Origin of the sequence: Rheinheimera fenheensis, assembly GCF_039871805.1 — a bacterium.
Lineage (GTDB): Bacteria > Pseudomonadota > Gammaproteobacteria > Enterobacterales > Alteromonadaceae > Alishewanella > Alishewanella fenheensis.
Genome location: NZ_JBDPJM010000002.1, coordinates 486,329 through 507,931, shown reverse-complemented (window position 1 = coordinate 507,931; position 21,603 = coordinate 486,329). Strand labels below are relative to the sequence as shown.

The 21,603-nt window shown below is 49.0% G+C and carries 14 protein-coding genes; 10 read left to right on the top strand and 4 right to left on the bottom strand.

The window, feature by feature from the left end:
• Positions 1 to 25 precede the first annotated feature (25 nt).
• From ABGI61_RS05240 to ABGI61_RS05225, 4 genes are all read left to right on the top strand, one after another.
• Positions 26 to 1,669, top strand: a complete 1,644-nt coding sequence (locus ABGI61_RS05240) for a type I restriction-modification system subunit M (RefSeq protein WP_347597945.1) — start codon at positions 26 to 28, stop codon at positions 1,667 to 1,669.
• Positions 1,666 to 2,880, top strand: a complete 1,215-nt coding sequence (locus ABGI61_RS05235; RefSeq protein WP_347597942.1) for a restriction endonuclease subunit S — start codon at positions 1,666 to 1,668, stop codon at positions 2,878 to 2,880. The genes ABGI61_RS05240 and ABGI61_RS05235 overlap by 4 nt, the downstream gene beginning before the upstream one ends.
• A 249-nt stretch (positions 2,881 to 3,129) precedes the next feature.
• Positions 3,130 to 7,068: a DEAD/DEAH box helicase family protein gene (locus ABGI61_RS05230; RefSeq protein WP_347597939.1), complete on the top strand. Its 3,939-nt coding sequence runs from the start codon at positions 3,130 to 3,132 to the stop codon at positions 7,066 to 7,068.
• A gap of 2 nt (positions 7,069 to 7,070) precedes the next feature.
• Positions 7,071 to 8,765: a class I SAM-dependent methyltransferase gene (locus tag ABGI61_RS05225; RefSeq protein ID WP_347597936.1), complete on the top strand. Its 1,695-nt coding sequence runs from the start codon at positions 7,071 to 7,073 to the stop codon at positions 8,763 to 8,765.
• Between the two features lie 185 nt (positions 8,766 to 8,950).
• On the opposite strand, the gene ABGI61_RS05220 is transcribed toward ABGI61_RS05225, so the two are convergent.
• Complete coding sequence (locus ABGI61_RS05220; protein WP_347597933.1) at positions 8,951 to 9,496, bottom strand: hypothetical protein; 546 nt, start codon at positions 9,494 to 9,496, stop codon at positions 8,951 to 8,953.
• Positions 9,493 to 10,014, bottom strand: a complete 522-nt coding sequence (locus tag ABGI61_RS05215) for a hypothetical protein (RefSeq protein ID WP_347597930.1) — start codon at positions 10,012 to 10,014, stop codon at positions 9,493 to 9,495. Before ABGI61_RS05215 ends, ABGI61_RS05220 begins: the two co-directional genes overlap by 4 nt.
• A gap of 835 nt (positions 10,015 to 10,849) precedes the next feature.
• On the opposite strand from ABGI61_RS05215, the gene ABGI61_RS05210 reads away from it, so the two are divergent.
• From ABGI61_RS05210 to ABGI61_RS05200, 3 genes are read left to right on the top strand one after another with little or no spacing between them, the layout of a single operon-like run.
• Positions 10,850 to 11,872, top strand: coding sequence for a cytochrome P450 (locus tag ABGI61_RS05210; RefSeq protein WP_347597927.1), 1,023 nt, complete (start codon positions 10,850 to 10,852; stop codon positions 11,870 to 11,872).
• Positions 11,862 to 12,998 carry a cytochrome P450 gene (locus ABGI61_RS05205; RefSeq protein WP_347597924.1) on the top strand — a complete coding sequence of 379 codons (1,137 nt, stop codon included), beginning with the start codon at positions 11,862 to 11,864 and terminating at the stop codon, positions 12,996 to 12,998. Before ABGI61_RS05210 ends, ABGI61_RS05205 begins: the two co-directional genes overlap by 11 nt.
• Position 12,999: 1 nt before the next feature.
• Complete coding sequence (locus tag ABGI61_RS05200; RefSeq protein ID WP_347597921.1) at positions 13,000 to 14,778, top strand: ABC transporter ATP-binding protein; 1,779 nt, start codon at positions 13,000 to 13,002, stop codon at positions 14,776 to 14,778.
• A 42-nt stretch (positions 14,779 to 14,820) separates the two neighbouring features.
• Here ABGI61_RS05200 and ABGI61_RS05195 read toward each other — a convergent pair whose 3' ends face one another.
• On the bottom strand, positions 14,821 to 15,219 hold the full coding sequence (locus ABGI61_RS05195; protein ID WP_347597918.1) for an OsmC family protein: 399 nt from the start codon (positions 15,217 to 15,219) through the stop codon (positions 14,821 to 14,823).
• 175 nt (positions 15,220 to 15,394) lie between these two features.
• Here ABGI61_RS05195 and ABGI61_RS05190 point away from each other — a divergent pair, with 175 nt between their 5' ends.
• The 3 genes from ABGI61_RS05190 (at position 15,395) to ABGI61_RS05180 (ending at position 20,609) form a co-directional block, all read left to right on the top strand.
• Entirely contained in the window at positions 15,395 to 16,015 is a 621-nt protein-coding gene (locus tag ABGI61_RS05190; protein WP_347597915.1) for a DUF642 domain-containing protein, read from the top strand.
• Between the two features lie 296 nt (positions 16,016 to 16,311).
• A complete protein-coding gene (locus tag ABGI61_RS05185; protein ID WP_347597912.1) occupies positions 16,312 to 17,469 on the top strand; it encodes an efflux RND transporter periplasmic adaptor subunit in 1,158 nt (385 codons plus the stop codon).
• Positions 17,470 to 17,480: 11 nt separating this feature from the next.
• A complete protein-coding gene (locus ABGI61_RS05180) occupies positions 17,481 to 20,609 on the top strand; it encodes an efflux RND transporter permease subunit (RefSeq protein WP_347597909.1) in 3,129 nt (1,042 codons plus the stop codon).
• Between the two features lie 95 nt (positions 20,610 to 20,704).
• Here the strand turns inward: ABGI61_RS05180 and ABGI61_RS05175 are convergent, their stop codons facing one another.
• The gene (locus ABGI61_RS05175; RefSeq protein ID WP_347597906.1) at positions 20,705 to 21,322 is read right to left on the bottom strand and encodes a TetR family transcriptional regulator; all 618 of its coding nucleotides are present in this window, start codon (positions 21,320 to 21,322) and stop codon (positions 20,705 to 20,707) included.
• Positions 21,323 to 21,603 lie beyond the last annotated feature (281 nt).

Here is a 21,603-nt window from a genome sequence, read left to right as displayed (position 1 = left end):
GTTATTTAGTAGGGTAAATCAGTAAATGCTAACAGGTAAAATTAAAAATCAGGTCGATGAAATTTGGGAAGCATTCTGGACGGGTGGCATAGCCAACCCGATTTCTGTCATCGAGCAATTCACTTTTTTGCTGTTTATCCGCCGTTTAGACGAAATTCACACCCAGCGCGAGAAACAAGCCATGTTGCTGGAAACGGCTTTTACCAACCCTATTTTTGGTAAGAACGGTAACGATGACGAACTGAGCTACCGCTGGAGCAAGTTTAAAGATCTTGATCCTAAAGTGATGTTTGATTTGGTGAAAGATAAGGTGTTTCCGTTTATCAAAACCATACAGGGTGAAGACACAGCTTTTGCCAAGCATATGGAAGACGCCATCTTTATGATCCCCAAACCAGCGGTACTGGATAAAGTGGTTACTATGATCGATAAAATCGACATGTCAGACCGCGATACCAAGGGCGATTTATACGAGTACATGCTTAGCAAGCTGCAATCATCCGGCACCAACGGCCAGTTCCGTACGCCGCGGCACATTATTCAAATGATGGTAGAGATGACAGCGCCAAAACTAGACGGCGACAAGTCAGATATTATCTGCGACCCGGCCTCCGGCACTTGCGGCTTTTTAATGGCTGCCGAAGAGTATGTGCGTAGCACACACAAAGATGCCTTGTTAAAGCCGCTGAACAGCCAGCATTTTCACAAAAAGATGTTTAATGCCTACGACTTTGATCAGCATATGCTGCGTATTGGCGCTATGAACCTAATGCTGCACGGCGTTGAGCAACCAACCGTAGAATACCGTGATTCACTCAGTGATTATGGCGACGCCAATATCAAAGAAAAATACACGTTGATATTAGCTAACCCGCCGTTTAAAGGCAGTGTTGCCTACGATGAGTTATCGCCGGATTTACTCACCGCCCTTGGTAAAACGCCGAAAAAAGTGCAGGCGAAAACTGAAACTGACGAAGACGGCAATAAGAAAAAAGCCAAAGGCCCATCGGAAAAAACCGAACTGCTGTTTTTAGCATTGATACTGCGTATGTTACAGCCCGGCGGGCGCGCAGCGGTAATAGTGCCAGACGGCGTATTGTTTGGTTCTACCAACTCACATCAAACCATTCGTAAAACCATTATCGAACAGCATAAGCTGGATGCGGTGGTGTCATTGCCGTCCGGTGTATTTAAACCTTACGCCGGTGTATCAACGGCAATTTTGTTCTTTACCAAAACCAACAGCGGCGGTACTGACAACGTATGGTTTTACGATATGCAGGCCGATGGTTTTTCACTGGACGACAAGCGTACGCCATTGATTAAGGATCAAGAGCTAACCACCGAAGCTGATGCTATCGATACCAAGGCTGCCCACGGTAATACCGTACCGTCTGAACTGCCGAACCATAAACTGAATAATATTCCGGATGTACTGTACCGCTGGTTTAACAAGCAAGGCGAAGCGCAGCGTCAGCGTACCGAGCAAAGCTTTTATGTGCCGCTGCAAGAGATCGTTGCCAATAACTACGATTTGTCGATTAACCGCTATAAAGAAGTGGTGTACGAAGAAGTAAAATACGACCCGCCAAAAGTGATCCTGCAACGCATTAAAGACCTGCAAGCAGCTATGGATAAAGGCATCGCCGATTTGGAGGCCATGCTGTGAGCTTTACTTTAGTCGAGCTGTCAGAAGTAGCGGAGATTTTTAACGGTAAAACGCCTTCCAAGGCTGAACAACGTGATAAAGGTTTTCCTGTTTTAAAGATAAAAGACATTTCCGAGCATCGGAAGTTTAAGGGGATTTTTGAGTCCTTTGTGGATGAAAGTGTTGCGTTAAAATCCAAGTCTAAGTTTTTAAGATTAAATGACACGTTGATTCTTAATGCCGCTCATAATGCTGACTATGTCGGTAGTAAGCAGTATAGGGTAGAACCAGAGGTTGTCGGGTGCTTGCCAACTGGCGAATGGTTATTGGTAAGAGCGACAGCTGGAAATATATTAGATGGGATATATCTGAATTTTTGGCTACGCAGTGATTTTGCGCGGCATCAAATTAAAACTTTAGTAAAAGGAATACATCTTTACCCCAAGGATGTAGCGAGATTAAAAATCCCTCTCCCGCCATTACCTATCCAAAAGCAAATCGCCGCAGTATTGGAAAAAGCCGATACCTTGCGTCAGCAATGCCAGCAAATGGAACAAGAGCTTAACGCACTCGCCCAAGCGGTGTTTTTGGAGATGTTTGGTGATCCTACTAAGAACACGAAGGGGTTTAAAACATCATTGCTGGGCAATATAGCCTATGTGCAAATCGGTCCTTTTGGCACCATGCTTCATAAAAGTGACTATGTTACCGGTGGTATTCCACTGATAAACCCCACTCATATTTCGAAGTCGCAAATTATTCCGAGCTATGAATTAACTATTACCAAAAGCAAGTATTTGGAGCTTCCGCAATATCACCTTAAAGAAGGCGACATAATTATGGGCCGTCGCGGTGAGATGGGTAGATGTGCCATAGTAACAGGTAAATCAGCTGGCTATTTCTGTGGCACCGGCAGTTTATTTGTAAGGCCCAATCAGCAAAAAGTAAGATCAAGGTTTCTGAACGATTTTCTGTCGAGTGCTCCTGTAAAACGGTGGTTTGAAGAGCAATCACTTGGTGCGACTATGCCTAACCTGAACAAAGGTATCGTGAATAATTTGTCAGTTCCATTACCGGATTTAGCTGAGCAACTCAAATACGAACATGTGCTAAGCAATCTTTCTGGCAGGCTTGAAAATTACAGAGACCTGAAAGCTGAAATTGAACATAACTTCAACTCTCTAATGCAGCGCGCCTTTAAAGGCGAGTTGGATTTAACAAGCAACGCTTAAGGATAAGCTGATGAGCGAGCGTAGACAGCGATTTAATGATGGCAACAAATGTAGCTGAGCTAATCTGCATATAGAGTTGTTGAAATAGAAACAAAAGTTTGTTTAATGAACACTATCAAGCTGTTATAAATGACACAGGTTTGGCCGCTATGATCTTGTTAGTGGCTGAAGCTTACCCGCGGGAAAGCAGACGTTAATTCGGTTGATTGAGAATGTATTGGCAAAATAATAAATAGCACAGGATGTTGCATGTCGAATTTTTTATTCTTATCTGAATGGCCTGAGTTGCAGCAATATGCGCAAAAAGCTGAAGCGGTGGTGAATGCCGACCCGCGCTCCAGCTGCTTTTACAGCCGCTATACGCTGGAACGTACAGTGCAATGGATGTATGAATTCGACAAAGGGCTGCAAAAGCCGAAATACGATCAAAGCTTAAATACCCTGATTAACCAAAGTGACTTTAAAGCGGCGCTTGGCAGTACAATTTTCCCCAAGATTAAAGCAGTGCAAAAGGCTGGTAATAATGCGGTTCACAGTGAGCGCAAGGTTACAGAGCCGGAGTCGACTCAGGCGTTAAAAGAGCTGCACCATATTCTGTACTGGTTTTACCGAACTTACAGTAGTGCCATCAGCAGCGCCATACAACAAGGCCAGCCGCTACAATATCAGGTATTCGACCTGGCCAAGCTGCCAAAAACTGTGCAAATAAGTGCGGACTTGGTGATGCAGTCTGCCAAGCAGTTAAAGCTGCTGCAAAAGCAACTGACTGAGCGCGACGAAGCACATCAGCAAGCGCTGGACAAAGCCCGAGAGCAAAATACCGCACTGCAACAGCAGTTACAGGCACTGCAAAACCAGCTGGCGCAGCAAAAGGTCAGCAATGCCAAAGTCACGCAAAAGGTAAAGGACCCGCACGATTATAACGAGGCTGAAACCCGTGAATTTATTATTGATCAGTACTTAAAAGAAATGGGCTGGCAGCTGGATGCGGCAAATGTAAAAGAGTATGAAGTAAAAGGCATGCCGCCCAGCTTCCACAATAAAACCGGTGCCGGCTTTATTGATTACGTGCTTTGGGGGGCCGATGGCAAGCCACTGGCAGTAGTCGAAGCCAAGCGCACTATGCTCAGCGCCAAAGATGGTAGGCAACAGGCCATTTGCTATGCGGATTGTCTGGAGAAAGCCTTTGGCCAACGCCCGCTGATTTACTACACCAATGGTTACGAAATCCATTTTTGGGACGATTGCCAATACCCACCGCGTTTAGTGCAGGGCTTTTTAAATCAGGACGAAATGCAGCGTCTGATCAACAGACGTACCGCCAGACAGGCCTTAAGCGCGGTGGAGCTGGATACCAGTATTGCCGGCAAGGGCAGGCCTTATCAGCGCCAAGCTATAGAATCAGTGTGCCAGCAGTTTGATGTGAAAAAACAGCGTAAGGCCCTGCTGGTTATGGCCACCGGTACCGGTAAAACCCGTACCACTATTGCTTTGGTTGATGTACTCATGCGGGCAGGCCTGGTAAAAAACACCTTGTTTTTGGCCGACCGCAATGCGCTGGTAAATCAGGCAAAAAAGGAATTTTCTAAATTACTGCCAAAAAGCTCGCCGGAGATTTTATCCAGCGGTACTTCGCAGTTAAAAGGGCGGGTATACCTTTCTACTTACCCAACTATGATGGGGCTACTCAGTGCCGCACCCGATAGCAGGTTGTTTGGTGTCGGCCATTTCGACTTAGTAATAGTCGATGAAGCACACCGCTCGGTATACAAAAAATACCGCTATATCTTCGATTATTTTGATGCCCTGTTATTGGGTTTAACCGCGACCCCTAAAGCGGAGTTAGATAAGAATACTTACGATATTTTCGAGCAACCGGAAGGTGACCCGACCTTTGCTTATGAGTTAGAGCAAGCCATTGCCGACAAGGTGTTAGTGCCGCCCAAAGATGTAAAAATTGAACTGGGTTTTATTCGTAAAGGCATTAAATACGCCGAGCTGACTGCAGCAGAGAAAGAAGAGTGGGAAAGCAAAGAGCAGTTGGAAGGTAAAGAAGAGGTGTTGCCATCAGAGGTGAACAAGTTTCTGTTCAATAAAGATACCGTTGATAAAGCACTGCAGGTACTAATGGAGCGCGGCGTTATGGTCGCCGGTGGCACCCGGCTGGGCAAAACCATCATATTTGCTGCCAACAACGACCATGCCGAGTTTATTGTTGAGCGCATTAATGCCAATTACCCGAGTTACAAAGGTAAGTTTGCCCGGGTGATCACCTACAAAGAAAAGTACGCTGATACCCTGATTGATGAATTTAAAGGTGAAAAGCCGCCGGCAGACCCCAACCTGCCATTAAGCATTGCGGTTTCGGTAGATATGCTGGATACCGGCATAGACGTGCCGGAAGTGGTTAACCTGATGTTCTTTAAGGTGATCAAGTCTAAAGTTAAGTTTATGCAGATGCTGGGCCGGGGCACCCGTTTATGTGAAGACTTATTTGGCCCGGCAGACCATAAGCAATTTTTTAAGGTATTCGATTGTTGTAAAAACTTTGAATATTTTGAAATGAACCCGGAAGGTGCAAAAGACAACCTGAGTAAAAGCTTGACGCAAGCGATTTTTGAGAGCCGTTTGCAGTTGTCGCAACGGCTTAAAGATAAACCTGAATTCGGCAACTTCGGTATCGACTACCAACAATACAATATTCGCACTTTGCAGCACCGTGTTGCCGGCATGAAACTGGATAACTTTATTGTGCGTGCTAAACGCCAGTTAGTTGAAAAGTATCAACAAAGTGCAATATGGCAGCATTTAACGAACGAACACCTGGCTGAGCTGGAAAAGCAAATTGCGATATTACCCAGTGAAGCTACACCGCTGATCCCCGAAGAAAAAGAAGAAGAATTGTCACTGCGGTTTGATCAATTGCTGCTGACCATGCAATTGGCACTGGTGAATAAAACCGGCATTTCTGATTTTTATCGTGACAAGCTGACTCAGATAGCGGCAAAGCTAGAGAGCAAAGCCAGCGTACCAGCAGTAATGGCGCAGTTGGAATGGATCCAATATGTACAGAGCAGTAATTTCTGGACTGATATAACACTGGAAGATTTAGAGAAAACCCGGCTAAAGCTGCGCTTATTAATGCGTTTTATTGAAAAAGAAAGTACCGGCATAGTGTTCACCAACTTTCAGGACCAGTTGCTGGAAGTACATGAAAATGACGGTGTGTATGAATTTTCTACTGATTCAAGTCTGGTCTTGTATCGCAAAAAGGTTGAAGCCTATATCCGTGAGCATGAAGATGACTTAACGATACAGCGGATTAAGCGTAATCAAGCAATCACTAAGCTGGATTTGCAGCAGCTGGATTACAAGCTATATGAAGCCAGCGGCATCGCAGATTTAGACCAGTACAATAAAACCATTCATCCTGATAAAAGCGTGGGTGAATTTGTGCGAGAACTGGTGGGACTGGATCGCGGTGCTGCCAAAGTGGCTTTTGCTGATTATCTCGATAGCGCCAGATTTAACCCGCAGCAACTGCAGTTTGTGAATACCATTATCGATTATCTTACGCAGAACGGCGTGATGAGCCCGGCACAACTGGCAAAGCCGCCATTTTCAGATATTCACTTCGAAGGTGTGTTTGGTTTATTTGACGATAACGCAGTTATCGATATTAGAAATAGAGTCAAAGGTGTATCGGATGTATCTGCTTTGGTGGTGGACCCGGACTTCCAAATTGAAAAACTAGCCATCGGCTCGGCCAAGCTAGTGCTTGACGAAGAGTTTGGTGCTTGGTCAATCGGGTTTGCCAATGACCTCGCAGCATCAATCAATGAGCGTTTTGTTGAAGCTCTGCCGCCAGAAGCAAACGATTTAACAGTTAATATTGAAGTCACTGAGGTTAAAGCTGGCAGTGTCGATATTGATCTTGTGATCAAATATACGGGTATTGCTGGGGCAGCAATTATGTCGTATCCGGTGCTTAGGGCTGGATTCTTAGCGATCTGGCGTGATTTGGAAGTTATTTACGTTAACTTAGCTCCGAAACTACAAAAGAAGTATCAGCGCAATTTCAAAACTAATATTAAAGCCAGTGAACTAAGACTAATGACGGATGATGAGCTGTTGGAAAGTATTAAGCAGCAAGCCCGAAAATCTGCCCATGACAGAAAAACCGGTTAGCCATGAGCAAAACCATTGATCATTACCATCAGGGCGCAGAGTTATTTGCTGCCCAGTACGATGCGCTGAGCTTTGAGCAGGTGCATGCCTGTTGGAGTGCCTATTGGCCCCAGAGTGGGCAGCAACAACAGCTGGTGCTGGATATTGGCGCCGGCAGTGGCCGCGATGCATTGTGGCTGGCACAGCAAGGCAGCCAAGTTATTGCTGTGGAACCTGCTGCAGATTTACTGCGACTGGGCCAGTTAAAAACGGCTGAAAAAGTAAAATGGTTACACGACAGCTTGCCGGAGCTAAAAGCCTGTTATCAGCTAAACCTGCAATTTAATACCATCTTACTCAGTGCGGTGTGGATGCATATTCTGCCGTCTGAGCGCGAGCGGGCGTTTCGTAAAATCACTAACCTGTTGGCACCCGGTGGCCGTTTTGTGTTAAGCCTGCGTTTTGGCGATTTTAGCGATGAGCGCACGGCGTATCCGGTAACTGTAAATGAAATAGCTGCACTGGCGCGGCAGTTTGGTTTGCTGCTGCGCTTTGTCAGCGAGGTAACCGCAGATGCCGGTGGCCGCGCAGGGGTAGAGTGGCAAACTCTGGTGTTGGAACTGCCGGACGATGGCAGCGGCAGCCTGAGTAAAGTGCGGCATATAGTAGTAAATGACAATAAATCGTCTACCTATAAACTGGCTTTGCTGCGCACTTTGGTGCGCATTGCTGATGCTCACCCTGGCGCTGTGCTGGATAAGCAGGACGGTACTGTCGCTATTTCGCTGGGCTTAGTAGCGCTGTATTGGATCCGGCTGTTTAAACGCTTGGTGGATAACAATATTCAGCAAAGCTCAGATCCGGCCAAAGGCCTGGGTTTTGTCACTGATAACGGCTGGAGATTGTTGCAGCATCTTACGGCAGACGATTTTGCTATCGGTAATTTTTACACCGGCCAGGAGGCTGGCGCTTTGCAGCAATTGTTCAGCGATACTTTAGCCACAATTAAAGCCGGCCCGGTGAAGTATACCTGGCAAGGCCATAAAGATAACCGCCTGTTTGCTATGCAGCGCAGTAAAAACAAACGCCAAAGCACGGTATTGCTGGATAAAACCTTTTTAGACAGCTTCGGCAGCTTTGTGCTGCGCGAGGATATGTGGAACTGCTTTCGCCAATACGGCTGCTGGATAGAACCCTTGCTGGTGCAGCAATGGGTGGTAGAAATGCAAAAGTACGAGCTAAACCAGCAGCGGCAGATCACCCTTGATAGCTACCATAATCAGCTGCGCTGGTTGGATCGGCAGCATGATACGGCGTTGGTCAGGAAAAAGGTTGAAGCACTGCGCGGGCAGGGCGCGGCGGTACATAGCGTCTGGAGTGGTGACTTGCTGTATAGCTACGATATTGACCACTGTGTGCCGTTTAGTTACTGGCCGAATAACGATTTATGGAACCTGCTGCCAGCCAGCTCGCGGGAGAACAAGCTAAAACGCGACCGGCTGCCCAGCCAGGCCCGGTTAACATCTGCCCGCTACCATATTAAAGACTGGTGGCAGCAAGCCTGGCAGAGTGAGGCCGAGCAGCAACGGTTTTTTATTGAAGCCGCTTTATCGCTGCCAAACATCACCAGCGGCTGCCGCGATTTTGATGAGGTATTTCACGCCCTGCAGTTTCAAATTTTTGGCGTTAAACAGCGACTGCAAGTAGCTGAGTGGTAAGAAAAATTAAATCTAATTTGTCTGGCGCAAATGCATTAAATGGCAGTCCGACACCTTCAGCGCCTTTTTCGCTTCTTTACTGCTAAGCCAGTTTTCAGTTTCTTGCTGTTTAGTCGGTTGCATGCTGCACCATTAATAGCCTTGCCGACGTTTGACGATGTGAATTGATAATACTGTTAAGCTGCTTAGGGCACAACAACCCGCATACCGTGCGCACTGTTTAGAAAATCCTGAAAACTGTTTTTGACCTGTCGCAGCAATTCATAGTGCTGCTCAACCTGGGCAACATCGGCACAGCCGTTGGTTAACGTTATAGCGTCGTCTTCTGCTAGGCCGGACATGACCAGCATTTTATTGTCTTTGATAATACTAAGCTCTGCCACCATGAAGGGAATGCCAAAACTTTCTTGACGCACAAATGACGAGACATATTTGAAGCTGTCTGTAGGCTGAGCGGTATGTTCCAGCAATAACACGTCAGTGTTGCCGCTTGTAGCGAGATCGCGGTAGTAGTCTTGCTGAGGTCCTGAGTAAGTCGTAAACATCACAGAGGCTGGCTGCCAGTTTTCTAAATCGCTGGCATCAACACTATTACTGTATTCGTGCTCGGCTTTTTGCTTCAGGCTAGTTGGAATAACCCAGTCGCAGCCCATGTAATGGTGGCTATTTGCCTGACAGGCTGCAGTAAAAACTAACACAATTAATAAAAAGACAGGTTTGAGAAAGCTCATGGGTTTACTACCAAGTGGCTATTTTTGTCTGAGTAATGGATGGCTTCGATTCTCAATCTGGTGTCATAAGTCCACCAAACTGAAGCGCCGATTGGCATACTATTGGCGGTAGTTGTAGGCCCTAGTACTTTCGCGACTAAACCTACAGCACCTGCTGGGGTGCCAGAGATAATAATGGGCGTGTCTGACTTAAGAAAATCTGCCTGCAGTAATTGCACAGCAATGTTTCTTAAATTAATTATCTCTATGTTTACGGCTTGCTGCAGTTGTTGGTCTGTAAATCTGCTGGCGCTTATGCCTTGACCAAGCAACAGCGTTCTGAACTCCTTCATGGACATTTTGCTGAGCATTTTCATCTCATCGAGTGTGGCGTTACGCATGCGGGCAGCCAATACCCGGTCGATAGTAATACTTTTATCTTTCAGGGAGGCTTCAGATATATCCTGCTTCTTCTGTAATTTGTTACTAATGCTTGGCAGGATACTTGTCCCGCCGATCAATAATTGTATCGTCGCCATGATTAAGAGCTTTGCAGATAAAGTAGATGCACTTAATTTACATTAAATAAACAACTAGTCAATTATGCTGTGTTGCTACCAGCGGTTGAATAACGCGCCGGTTAGCTATAGCGGGTATGCACTTCCGTTTTTGCTTGCGTCATCAGCTTATGAATAGAGCATTTGTCGGCAATGGCTGCCAGCTGCGCTTTTGCTGTTTTGTATCTATTTAAGCCTGGTCATGTATTTAAAAAGTTAAATATAAATAAACCCTTGCTTAAAATTGCTAATTTATGTTGTTGACATGTTTGTTTTTTGGGGTGTATGTTGGTTTCGCATCAGTTGCGCTGTCGATGTTTTAAAATTCAAAATATCAACAAGTTGGAGCTAAAAATGAAAAAAATTCAACAAGCAATAATGAAAAAAATGGGTCTACGTATTGATAACCGCGGCTGCGGTTCACGCAATGAAACCTGGTGGCGTTGGGTGTTATACCATAACATCTAACCACTAACGCTGCAGCTTTGCAGTAGAGAGAGTTAGCGTCCTGGCTGGTTACTGCAGGGCGCTGTTACAACGACATAACATAGCTGTGTAACACGCAAATAACGACAATAACAAAGCGAATTGAGTGATGGCTATACCTACAGAAAGTCCGCATATTTCTGCTTTAAAACAGCGTTGCCACGCGGGTGAAGAAAACTTCAAATTGAATGACCATACCGCTTGCATTTTTTCCGCTGCAGCGTCAAAAACGGTCAGCAAAGAAAATTACGCTGATTTAACCTTACCTGACCGACTAATTGATTTAATTCTACGTAGGAAGTCAGCTGCTGTTAGCTGGCAGGAAATTCGTATGCTGTGGCTGGATACGTTACGCAATGCAACGTCGGCTACCGCATTACTTCAGCTGCATGGTGATATGGCTGCGCATTTGCATCAGGCAGAGCAGAGCGCTTCAGCGGTAAACTTTAATGATGTGATCCAACACATGGTTGTCAGGACCTTATTGCCGCAGTTAGTGTCGGGTTTGTCTGAGCAGGATACGCGAGTTATCCATGCTGACCAGCAGAATAAACTGGCCTATTTACTGGACCCTGAACCGAAGCCGCAAACCTGGCGACAGCGTCTGAGCATGATGCGCCATAGTATGCGAACGGCATCGGTGTTTCGTAAACATATCAAACTCCGGGCCAGGGGCAAGTTACCTGGCCAAGCAGATTTACTTGATGCCAGTGTGCGCTTATTAGACCGTCTTGGTATGGACAGGGCCGTTGACGCTATGGTTACTGTGCATACCGCGGTCAATGGGCCACCGGGGGCAGCGCTGAGTTGCCTTGCGTTTGAGTTAAGTAGGCAGCCAGTATGGGCCGAAAAAATCCGTGAGGAGTTGCAACTTCTGCCACTGGCTGAGTTTTGCCAGGCACCAATGAAGCGGGCTCCACTGTTGTATGCGTTTGTGCGTGAGGTGCTCAGAATGTGGAATGTTCCGGTCGTGGCGCGTACAGCCCGCACTGACATGAGTATTGCCGGGCAGGAAATTATGCAAGACTCGGCCATTATTATGAGCCCCTATTTTATTCATCGAAACCCACGTTACTGGCATGACCCTGACCTGTTCAGGCCTGAGCGGTGGCTCGAAGAAAAAGAAACCCAGCCTGGCAGCTATGTGCCGTTTGGCTGGGCGCCCAAAGGCTGTATCGGGTCGCAGCTGGGGTTATGTCAGATGATGTTACTAGGCCATTTACTTAGCTGCCGGTATAGACTGCAATTGCCGGCTGATGCTGCACCTTATGTGGTAATGACAGCCTTACCTACACCGGTTGGTTTTTGTGGCCGGGTGTTGGCAGATAAGCGGGGCAATACAGATGAAAATTGAACAATCGGATGCACTGTATCGCGATCCTTATCACTTTCTTGATCTTGGTTTGGCTTCAGGCGATAACGTAATTGAATTTCCCGGTGGCAGTCATTTCCTTACCTCCGTCGAGGATGCTAAAGCGGTGTTAGCGAATAAGGAACAGAACTATGCCCCGCACTCGGACTTCTTTTTTACCAAAAACGGCCTGTTTGGGCCGCGTAGCCGGCAGGTAGACATTGCCAGAGCAGCGATAAAATTATTACATAACCATTATCTTCAGCACAAAACGCTGTTGGCGCCATTAGTTGAGTCCAGCTTGACCGGGCGCACGCAGTGGCCTGATAGCGGTAACTGGTTGATATATCAGTTTTTACGCTCTGCGCTGATAAACCAGCCACAGATGAAAAACACGTTTAAGTATGTCGATTTGATCGTTCGCCGGTCGGTGTTCTCAGGTGCACGAAGTCAATTTTCCTGGTGGCGGCGTATGGTGTTTCGCCACAAAGCGCTGCGGGCGTTAAAAGCCGAGGTACAAGCGAGGCTACGACATAAATCGGTGCACAGTGATGTGTTGGATGCCGTTATCCAGCATTGCAACGATGATGTCCCAGTCATGGACATGGTGGAAGTGTTTTTATCGTTTTTATTCGCCAGTGCCGGCTCAGTGGGGTTTGCATTGAGCTGGAGTTTATATCTGCAAGGTAGGCATCCGGCGGCGCAAGTTGATAACAAAGAGTGGGTAGTGCTGGAGGCATTACGGTTATGGCCGGTTGCGTGGAACCTTACCAGGCTGCCTTTGAAAGATCATACCTTACCGAGTGGGCTGAAAGTCAGCGTTGATGACACCATAGTTGCTTGCCCATATGCATCGCAGCGCAATCCTGCACAATGGCAAGATGCCAGCGAATTTATGCCGCAGCGCTGGTGTGATGCTGATCTGCGTCGCAATCTTATCGCATTTGGCTGGGGGGAACATAAGTGTGTTGCGGCCAACCTGACCTTACTTATCGTTACTGATGTATTGCAGATTATTAGTCAGTACCGCAGCGAATATCAATTTGTAGAAACCCGGCCGCTAGCACAGGCCGCGCTCGCTCCACCGGCTTTTGAGCTGTGTTTGCATAAGAAAACGGAAGCCGCCTGATATGTTGTCCTGGCAGGTGATCCGCCAACAGGTATTTGTGCATCGCAAGGCGTTGCTGCTGGCCAATATTTTTGCCCTCTGTTCTGTGTTACTCAGCGTGCCATTGCCGCTGATGATACCGCTACTGGTTGATGAAGTACTGCTAAACCAACCGGCACAGTTAAGCGAGTGGTTATCGCTGATCCTGCCAACCCCATGGTCAACTCCAGTGGGCTTTATCTTATGTGTACTGGTGTTTGTGCTGCTATTGCGCACTGTCAGCTTAGGCTTGGATGTTTTGCAGTCGCAATGTTTTACCCGTATTGGCAAAGACATTTCTTTCTTGCTGCGTCAGCGTTTGTTAGATCACCTGGCGATAAGCCGGCTGCAGGAATTTGAAGCGCTGGGCGCTGCTTCGGTTAGCTCGCGCTGTATTGTTGATGTTGAAACTATTGATGATTTTGTCAGTCGGGCGTTATCACGGTTTTTGATCAACGTTCTAACGGTAATCGGTACTTTGCTGGTGCTTTTTTACATCAACTGGATATTGGCATTGGTACTTATTTGCCTTAATCCGGCTATGATAATTTTTGCCCGCTCGTTTGGCCAGCGGGTAAGGACCATGAAAAGTGAGGAAAATCTCGCTTTCGAGCACTTGCAGCAAGCGTTGGTAGAAACGCTGAATGCGATTCAGCAAATTAAATCTCACCGTCAGGAGGGGCCATTTTTTGCTCGTATTAGCCATTGTGCTGAAGTATTAAAAGCCAAAGCCATAGCATCACAATGGAAAACAGAAGCGATTTTTCAGGTAAATAATACGGTTTACTTGGCAGGTTATGAGCTGTTCCGTGTACTGGCAATGTTTATGGTTTTGTTTAGCGGTTTGTCTATCGGCCAGATGTTTGCTGTGTTCGCCTATCTCTGGTTTTTGATGGGGCCAATTCAGGAAATGTTATCACTACAATACGCATATAATCAGGCCGACGGGGCGCTGGCTCGTTTGAATGAGTTACTGCAGCTGAAAACCGAACAGCGGCTGGCGCCGGCGCAGGCAACAAATCCATTTCAGGATACTGCGGCCGTAACAATACGTTTTGATAATGTCAGCTTTGGCTACAGCGCACAAAATCCCGTGCTGGATCGGGTGAATTTGACTATTGCAGCCGGCAGCAAGACGGCGTTGGTGGCAGTGTCAGGTGGCGGTAAGTCAACGCTGGTTAATTTAATGCTCGGCCTGTATGAAAAAACCAGCGGTGATATTCTGATCAATGAGGTGTCGGTTGCTAACATTGGTTATGATCTAATCCGCGAACATATAGTCACTGTGCAGCAACAGCCAGTGTTCTTTAACGCCAGCCTGCGGCAAAACCTGACACAAGGCCGCGTTGATGTCACTGACGACGCGTTATGGCAAGCGTTAGAACTGGCAGAGCTAGACAACACAGTACAAGGCCTGCCTGACGGTTTAGACAGCAGTATTGGCCGCGATGGCGTTAAATTCTCCGGCGGGCAACGTCAGCGTTTGATGATAGCGCGCATGCTGCTTAATCCTGCACCGGTAATTGTGCTGGATGAAGCGCTATCGGCAGTTGATGCCCTGACTGAGGCTCGCATACTGGCAAATTTGCAGCCCTTCATGCGCGATAAAACTGTACTGATTATCTCGCATCGTCTGAGTGTGTTACGACAGGTTGATATGATCTATGTGCTGGAAGATGGCAGCGTCAGGCAGGCTGGTAGTCACTCTCATTTACTGCAACAAGACGGTTTGTACAACACTCTGTATGCGTTACAAAGCTAACTGCGCTGCAAAAATTGCTGTGACTTTCCGATCTGGTGCTGGTTAGCTATAGCGGGTGTTGACCTCAGTTTTCGCCGCCGTCATCAGCCTATGAATAGGGCATTTATCGGCAATGGCTGCTAATTGCGCTTTTTGCTCGTCGCTCAAGTTACCCAGTAGTTTTAACTGCACGTTTAATACATAAGTGCCCTGGGCTTCCTGGCTGTTGTCGCGGGTGATTTCAATGTCGATATAATCCAGCGGCAGTTGCTTGCGTTTAGCGTACATCATTACGGTAATGGCCTTGCAGGCGGCCAGTGCGGCATCGTAATAGTCGTGTGGGTCGGGTGCGCTGTTATCGCCGCCTAAGTCTTTAGCCACATCGGCAAAAATAGTGTGTTGCTGAATACGAAGGGTTTGGCGGTAAATGCCGCTGTCGCTTTTGCGTAGTTGAATTGCCATAACAAGCCTGCTGTTTGCCAAAGGATGCTGCTAAGCCTATGGCATAAATGTGGTTTTTGCCAGTGAGCAAAAGAGCAAGAAATAACTGTGTGAATCGCTTAATTTTTGTTCCGTTTTGTTAACCGCACTGCTATGATCTGCCGTAATTCAAACCCTGTAGTTAAAGGATTAAACGATGTTAACAAAAATAAGGATGTTGGCGGGTGCCGCGACGTTATTGTGTGCCAGTTTTTCCAGCCAGGCCGGGCTTATTGTAAACGGCGATTTTGAAAGCCATAGCGTAAAGACAGGCAACTGGGCCTGGATGAGCAGCAATCTGTTTGAGGGCTGGCAGGGTAGCAACATTGAAGTGTGGAACGCCATGAATGGTGTGTTCGCCGCCAGCGGTAGCCATTTTATTGAGTTAAACGCCCACGGTGCCAACCAGGGCAGCTGGTCTATTTTTCAGTTATTTGAAACTGAAATTGGCCGTGAATATGAGCTGAGCTTTTTCTACCGGGCCCGGGCGAATAACAATGAGCAATTTCAGGTCGCGGCAGCAGACATTAACTGGCTGCTTAACGATCACACGACCAAAAGCTGGAATCAGTTTACCCAGCGCTTTGTAGCAACAGATACCACCACCAAACTGCAGTTTACCTCGTTAAACAGCGGCACTGTGGGTAACTTTTTAGATGCGATACAGGTAACCGCGCTGCCAGCGGTACAGGCGGTGCCGGCGCCAGCCAGTCTGGCCGCTTTTGGCCTGGGCCTGGTGTTACTTGCCGCTGGCCGGCGTAAACGCCGCCAGCATTAAGCCTGGCGTGTTGATAAAAGCCGTCTGTTTATGACGGCTTTGTTGTTTTTACCGCTGCCATTACCCCTTACCCACGTATTTACCCAACCAATACGCCGACAGCAGCGTACTCATGCACTAATCTTGATCACGATGCTGGCGCTTGGTCAGCTTTTTTCTGCCGTTTGTCTCGGCACTGCAGCTTTTGGCTTGATTACATACAGTCTTGTATGTATATTGCGCAGCCTAATCTGCCCCAGTTGCACGTTGTGCTATGCCGCACGGTGCGCTAAGGGGTAGCGACAACAGGAGAGGCTATGGGGTTTAACAGTAAAACGAAGGCTGCATGGGCAGCGGTAATGTTAGCGACGGCCGGGTTATTAACGGCCTGCAGTGAACCACAGCAAGCCGGAGCAGCGCAGGGTGCGCCCACACCCGAGGTTGAAGTGGTTACTCTGCAGCACAGTGAGCTGGCGCTAACGACTGAACTGCCCGGACGCACCACCGATTACCGTCAGGCCGAAATAAGGCCGCAGGTAAGCGGGATTTTGCTTAAGCGTTTATTTACGGAAGGCCAGGTTGTGCAAGCCGGCCAGCAGTTATACCAAATTGATGCAGCGCCTTATCAGGCAGCATTGGCGCAGGCCAAGGCGAATTTAGCCAGCAGCAAGGCACTGGCACACAACGCCAAACTTAAAGCTGAACGCTTTAAAGGTTTACTGGGCAGCAAGGCGGTAAGCCAGCAGGATTATGATGACGCCAGTGCCGCCTTGATGCAGGCCGAAGCTGCCGTAGCCAGCAGTGAGGCGGCGCTGCAAACGGCGCAAATTAACCTGGATTACACGGCGATCCATGCGCCGATCAGTGGCCAGATTGGCCGCTCTCTGGTGACCGAGGGCGCGCTGTTAACGGCGAACCAGGCGCAGGCACTGGCGGTTATTCGCCAGTTAGACCCAATTTATGTGGATTTAACCCAGTCAGCGACTGAACTGTTGCAGCTAAAACGCCAACACAAAGCCGAGAGCGCTGAGGTGGTAGTCGATTTGCTGCTGGATGATGGCAGCCGTTATGCCGAGCAGGGTAGCCTGCAGTTTTCTGAAGTCAACGTCGACCCCAGCACCGGCATGGTGACACTGCGGGCGGTATTCCCCAATACCCAGGGTGAGTTACTGCCAGGCATGTTTGTCCGCGCCCGTTTGCAACACGGCATAGATAACCAGGCGCTGCTGGTGCCACAAGCCGCGGTAAGCCGCACGCCCAAAGGCGACGCTATGGTGATGCTGGTAAATAGCAATAACGAAGTCGAGCAGCGCCAAATTGTCACCGGTAAAAGCAGTGGCCAACACTGGCAGGTACTGTCGGGGTTAGCGGTGGGCGATAAAGTGATCGTCGCCGGCCTGCAAAAAGTACGGCCCGGTGCTCAGGTGCGGGCCGTAGCTGCAGCGCCAGCTGCCAGCCAGATGGCAACAGAGTAACGGGAGCAGTTATGGCGAATTTTTTTATCAGCAGGCCTATTTTTGCCTGGGTAATTGCATTGGTGATTATGCTGGCCGGCTTACTGGCCATTAAGCAGTTACCGGTAGAGCAGTACCCGCGCATCGCCCCGCCGGCCATTAGCATCAGTGCCAGCTACCGCGGCGCCTCGGCGCAAACCGCCGAAGATGCCGTCACCCAGGTAATAGAGCAGGCGATGAACGGCCTGGATAACCTGATGTATATGTCGGCAAACTCAGACTCGTCCGGCAATGTGAGCCTGACGCTGACCTTTGAAACCGGCACCGATGCGGATATTGCCCAGGTACAGGTGCAAAATAAACTGCAGCAAGCGCTGCCGTTATTGCCGCAAGAAGTGCAGCAAAACGGTGTGCGGGTAGCCAAATCAAACGGCGCTTTTCTCATGGTGGTGGGCTTTATCTCTGACGATAACAGCCTGGGCCGTGATGATATCAGCGATTTTGTTGTTGCTAACGTTCGAGACCCGCTAAGCCGCACACCGGGTGTGGGTAACGTCGTGGTGTTTGGCAGCCAATACGCCATGCGGGTGTGGCTGGACGCCGACAAGCTAAACCAGTTTCAGCTGACACCTGCCGATGTTACCGCAGCCATACAGGTGCAAAATAATCAGGTGACGGCCGGCCAGTTAGGCGGCGCGCCAGCGTTGCCGGATCAGCAGTTTAACGCCGCTATTATTGCCCAAACCCGGCTGACCAATGCTGACGAGTTTGGCCAGATTTTACTCAGAGTGAATGCCGATGGCTCAACGGTGCGGCTATCCGATGTAGCACGTATTGAGCTGGGCGGGGAAGATTACTCGGTCATGGCGCGCTATAACGGCAAAGTGGCGACCGGCCTGGCCATTGAGCTGGCGACCGGTGCCAATGCGCTGGATACCGCTGCCGCAGTAAGGGCCAAATTAGACGAGCTGAAGCCGTATTTCCCAGCCGGTTTAAGCACGGTCATTCCTTATGACACCACGCCCTTTGTCGAAATTTCGATTAGCTCGGTAGTGCAAACCCTGATTGAAGCCATTATTTTAGTGTTTTTGGTGATGTATCTGTTTTTACAGAACTTTCGCGCAACGCTTATTCCAACGCTGGCCGTGCCGGTGGTGCTGTTGGGTACTTTTGGCGTGATGGCCGCCTTTGGCTTTTCGATTAATACGCTGACCATGTTCGGTATGGTGCTGGCCATCGGCCTGTTGGTGGATGATGCCATCGTGGTGGTAGAAAACGTCGAACGGGTGATGAGCGAGGAAGGTTTAGGCCCGGTAGAGGCCACCCGTAAGTCGATGGGGCAAATTACCGGTGCCTTAATCGGTATCGGCCTGGTGTTATCGGCCGTGTTTGTGCCGATGGCATTTTTCGGCGGCGCGACCGGCGCCATTTATAAGCAGTTTTCTATTACCATTGTTACCGCTATGGCGTTGTCGGTGCTGGTGGCGCTGATGTTTACCCCGGCGCTGTGTGCCACCATGTTAAAGCCAATTAAAGGCGATCATCATGCCAAGGGCGGCTTTTTTGGCTGGTTTAACCGCGGCTTTGACCGTACCAACAACAACTATCAGCGCGGTGTGGCGGGCATGCTGGCCCGGCCGAAACGCGCTATGCTGGTGTACGGCGCTATTGTTGCGGTGATGGCACTGATGTTTGTACGCCTGCCGACGTCGTTTTTACCGGAAGAAGATCAGGGCGTGTTTTTAACCCTGGTGCAGCTGCCTACCGGCGCCAGTCAGCAGCGTACTGAAGCGGTAATGGATAAGATTTCTGCCCATTACGCCACCGAACAGGCGGTGCAGTCGGTATTTACGGTGACGGGTTTTAGCTTTGCCGGCCGCGGCCAGAATATGGGCCTGGCCTTTGTGCGGCTAAAAGACTGGAATGAGCGTGGCCCGGCGGATGCCGTACAGGCGGTAATTGGCCGAGCCTGGGGCTTTTTTGCCACGGTAAAAGAAGCGCAGATTTTTGCCTTTAACCTGCCGCCTATCTCTGAGCTTGGCCGCGCCACCGGCTTTACGTTGTTTTTGCAAGATCGTGGCGGCCTGGGCCACGAAGCGCTGCTAAATGCCCGAAATCAGCTGTTGGGTATGGCGGCGCAGCAAGCCAATTTGGTTGGTGTGAGGCCAAACGGCATGGAAGATGCGCCGCAGCTGCAAATTGAGGTAGACCAGCTAAAGGCGCAGGCGCTGGGCGTGTCGCTGAATGACATTAACCAAACGCTGTCTATTGGCTGGGGGTCGACCTACGTAAATGACTTTATCGATCGCGGCCGGGTGAAAAAAGTGTTTGTTCAGGCCGAGCCCGAGTTTCGCATGACGCCAGAAGACATCAAACGCTGGCATGTGCGTAACCAAAGTGGTGACATGGTTAGCTTTGCGTCTTTTGCCAGCAGCCATTGGGTGTATGGCCCGCAGCGGCTGGAACGTTACAACGGCGTATCGGCGATGGAAATTCAGGGGGAGCCTGCACCGGGGACCAGCTCAGGTGAGGCTATGGCCACCATGGAGCGGTTAATCAGCCAGTTACCGGCCGGTATCGGTTTTGAATGGACGGCGACGTCTTATCAGGAAAAACTGTCCGGCTCGCAGGCGCCAGCCCTCTATGCGCTGTCTATTCTGGTGGTGTTTTTATGTTTAGCGGCCTTGTATGAAAGCTGGAGCGTGCCTTTTGCTGTGATTCTGGTGGTGCCGCTGGGGATTATTGGTGCCTTAACCGCGGCCTATATCGGTGGTTTGGGTAACGACGTCTACTTCCAGGTGGGGTTGTTAACCACCATGGGGCTGGCATCGAAAAACGCCATCTTAATTGTTGAGTTTGCCCGCGAGTTGCAGCAGCAGGGCAAAGCGCTCACCGACGCCATTTTAGAAGCGGTGCGCCTGCGCCTGCGGCCGATTATTATGACGTCAATGGCATTCTCGCTGGGCGTGCTGCCACTGGTGTTAAGCTCGGGCGCGGGCTCTGCCAGCCGTAATGCAATTGGTGCCGGTGTGCTGGGTGGCATGATCTCGGCCACGGTGCTGGCCGTGTTTTTAGTGCCGGTGTTTTATCTGGTGATTATGCGGCTGTTTGCCAGCAAAGCCGCGCCAGCGGCAGCAGGTACTGAAGTGCCGGCGAAATAAGCGAATAAAAACGGGCAGCGTTGTTAGTGCTGCCCGTCTACAGCGGTTTTGGTACCTTTACCGGCAGGTTTGCACCTTGCAACTTGCCGGTTTTTTTAGGGTTGTTTCAGCCCCTGCAGCATAGTATCAATCAGTGCCGGCGCGTGCTGGCGCAGGTCACACTGTTGAGGCTTTAACAAAAAGTGGCTGATAATGCCGCCGACATACATATGCAGTGACATCGCCGCCAGGCGCGGCGATACCCCTTCACGTAAGCTGCCAGCCCGGGCCGCACGTTCAAAGGCGCGCTGCATCACCGCTACGGCCTGCTCATCTAATTGGTCTTGCTGGGTGACTGCCGGGTTTAACTCGTCAATATATTCACAGCGATGAAATACGATAGTCAGCACCCGGTGGTGCTGTTCACTGCTGGCAATAAGCTGTAGGCCATTGATGTACAACTGGCGTATTTGCTCGAAGGGTTCGTCAGTGGTGTTGTTGTCCAATGCATCGAGTAAATGCTGAAACGGCAGCCGCACCCGCTCTAACATGGCATTGAATAAATCAGCCTTATTTTGAAAGTGCCAGTAAATGGCGCCACGCGTGACATTAGCCGCCGCGGCGATTTTCTCCAGCGTAGTGCGCGACACGCCCTGTTGATAAAACAACACTTCGGCAGCATCTAAAATTGCCGCGCGGGTACTCTCTGCTTCGGCCTTGGTACGTCTTGCCATCTTACTGTCTCTTCACCGGAGTAGCTGCTTAATCCGGCAGCAATTTTAACATAATAAGCCAACGCAGGCCTAACCTAATCTGGGCAGCAATAAAGCTACCGGAGAGCTTGAAACCGCATCTCTGTTTACAGTATTTCAATTTTGGCTCGTTATCAGACCGCCGTTTTTTAAATAACATGCCATTAAATTTATTAATTTAATGGGTTTATTGTTTTTTTTGTTCTGTCATTGAGGTAATAATTTGTTGACTATATCTGTTTTAAAAGATAAAAAGCGAAAAA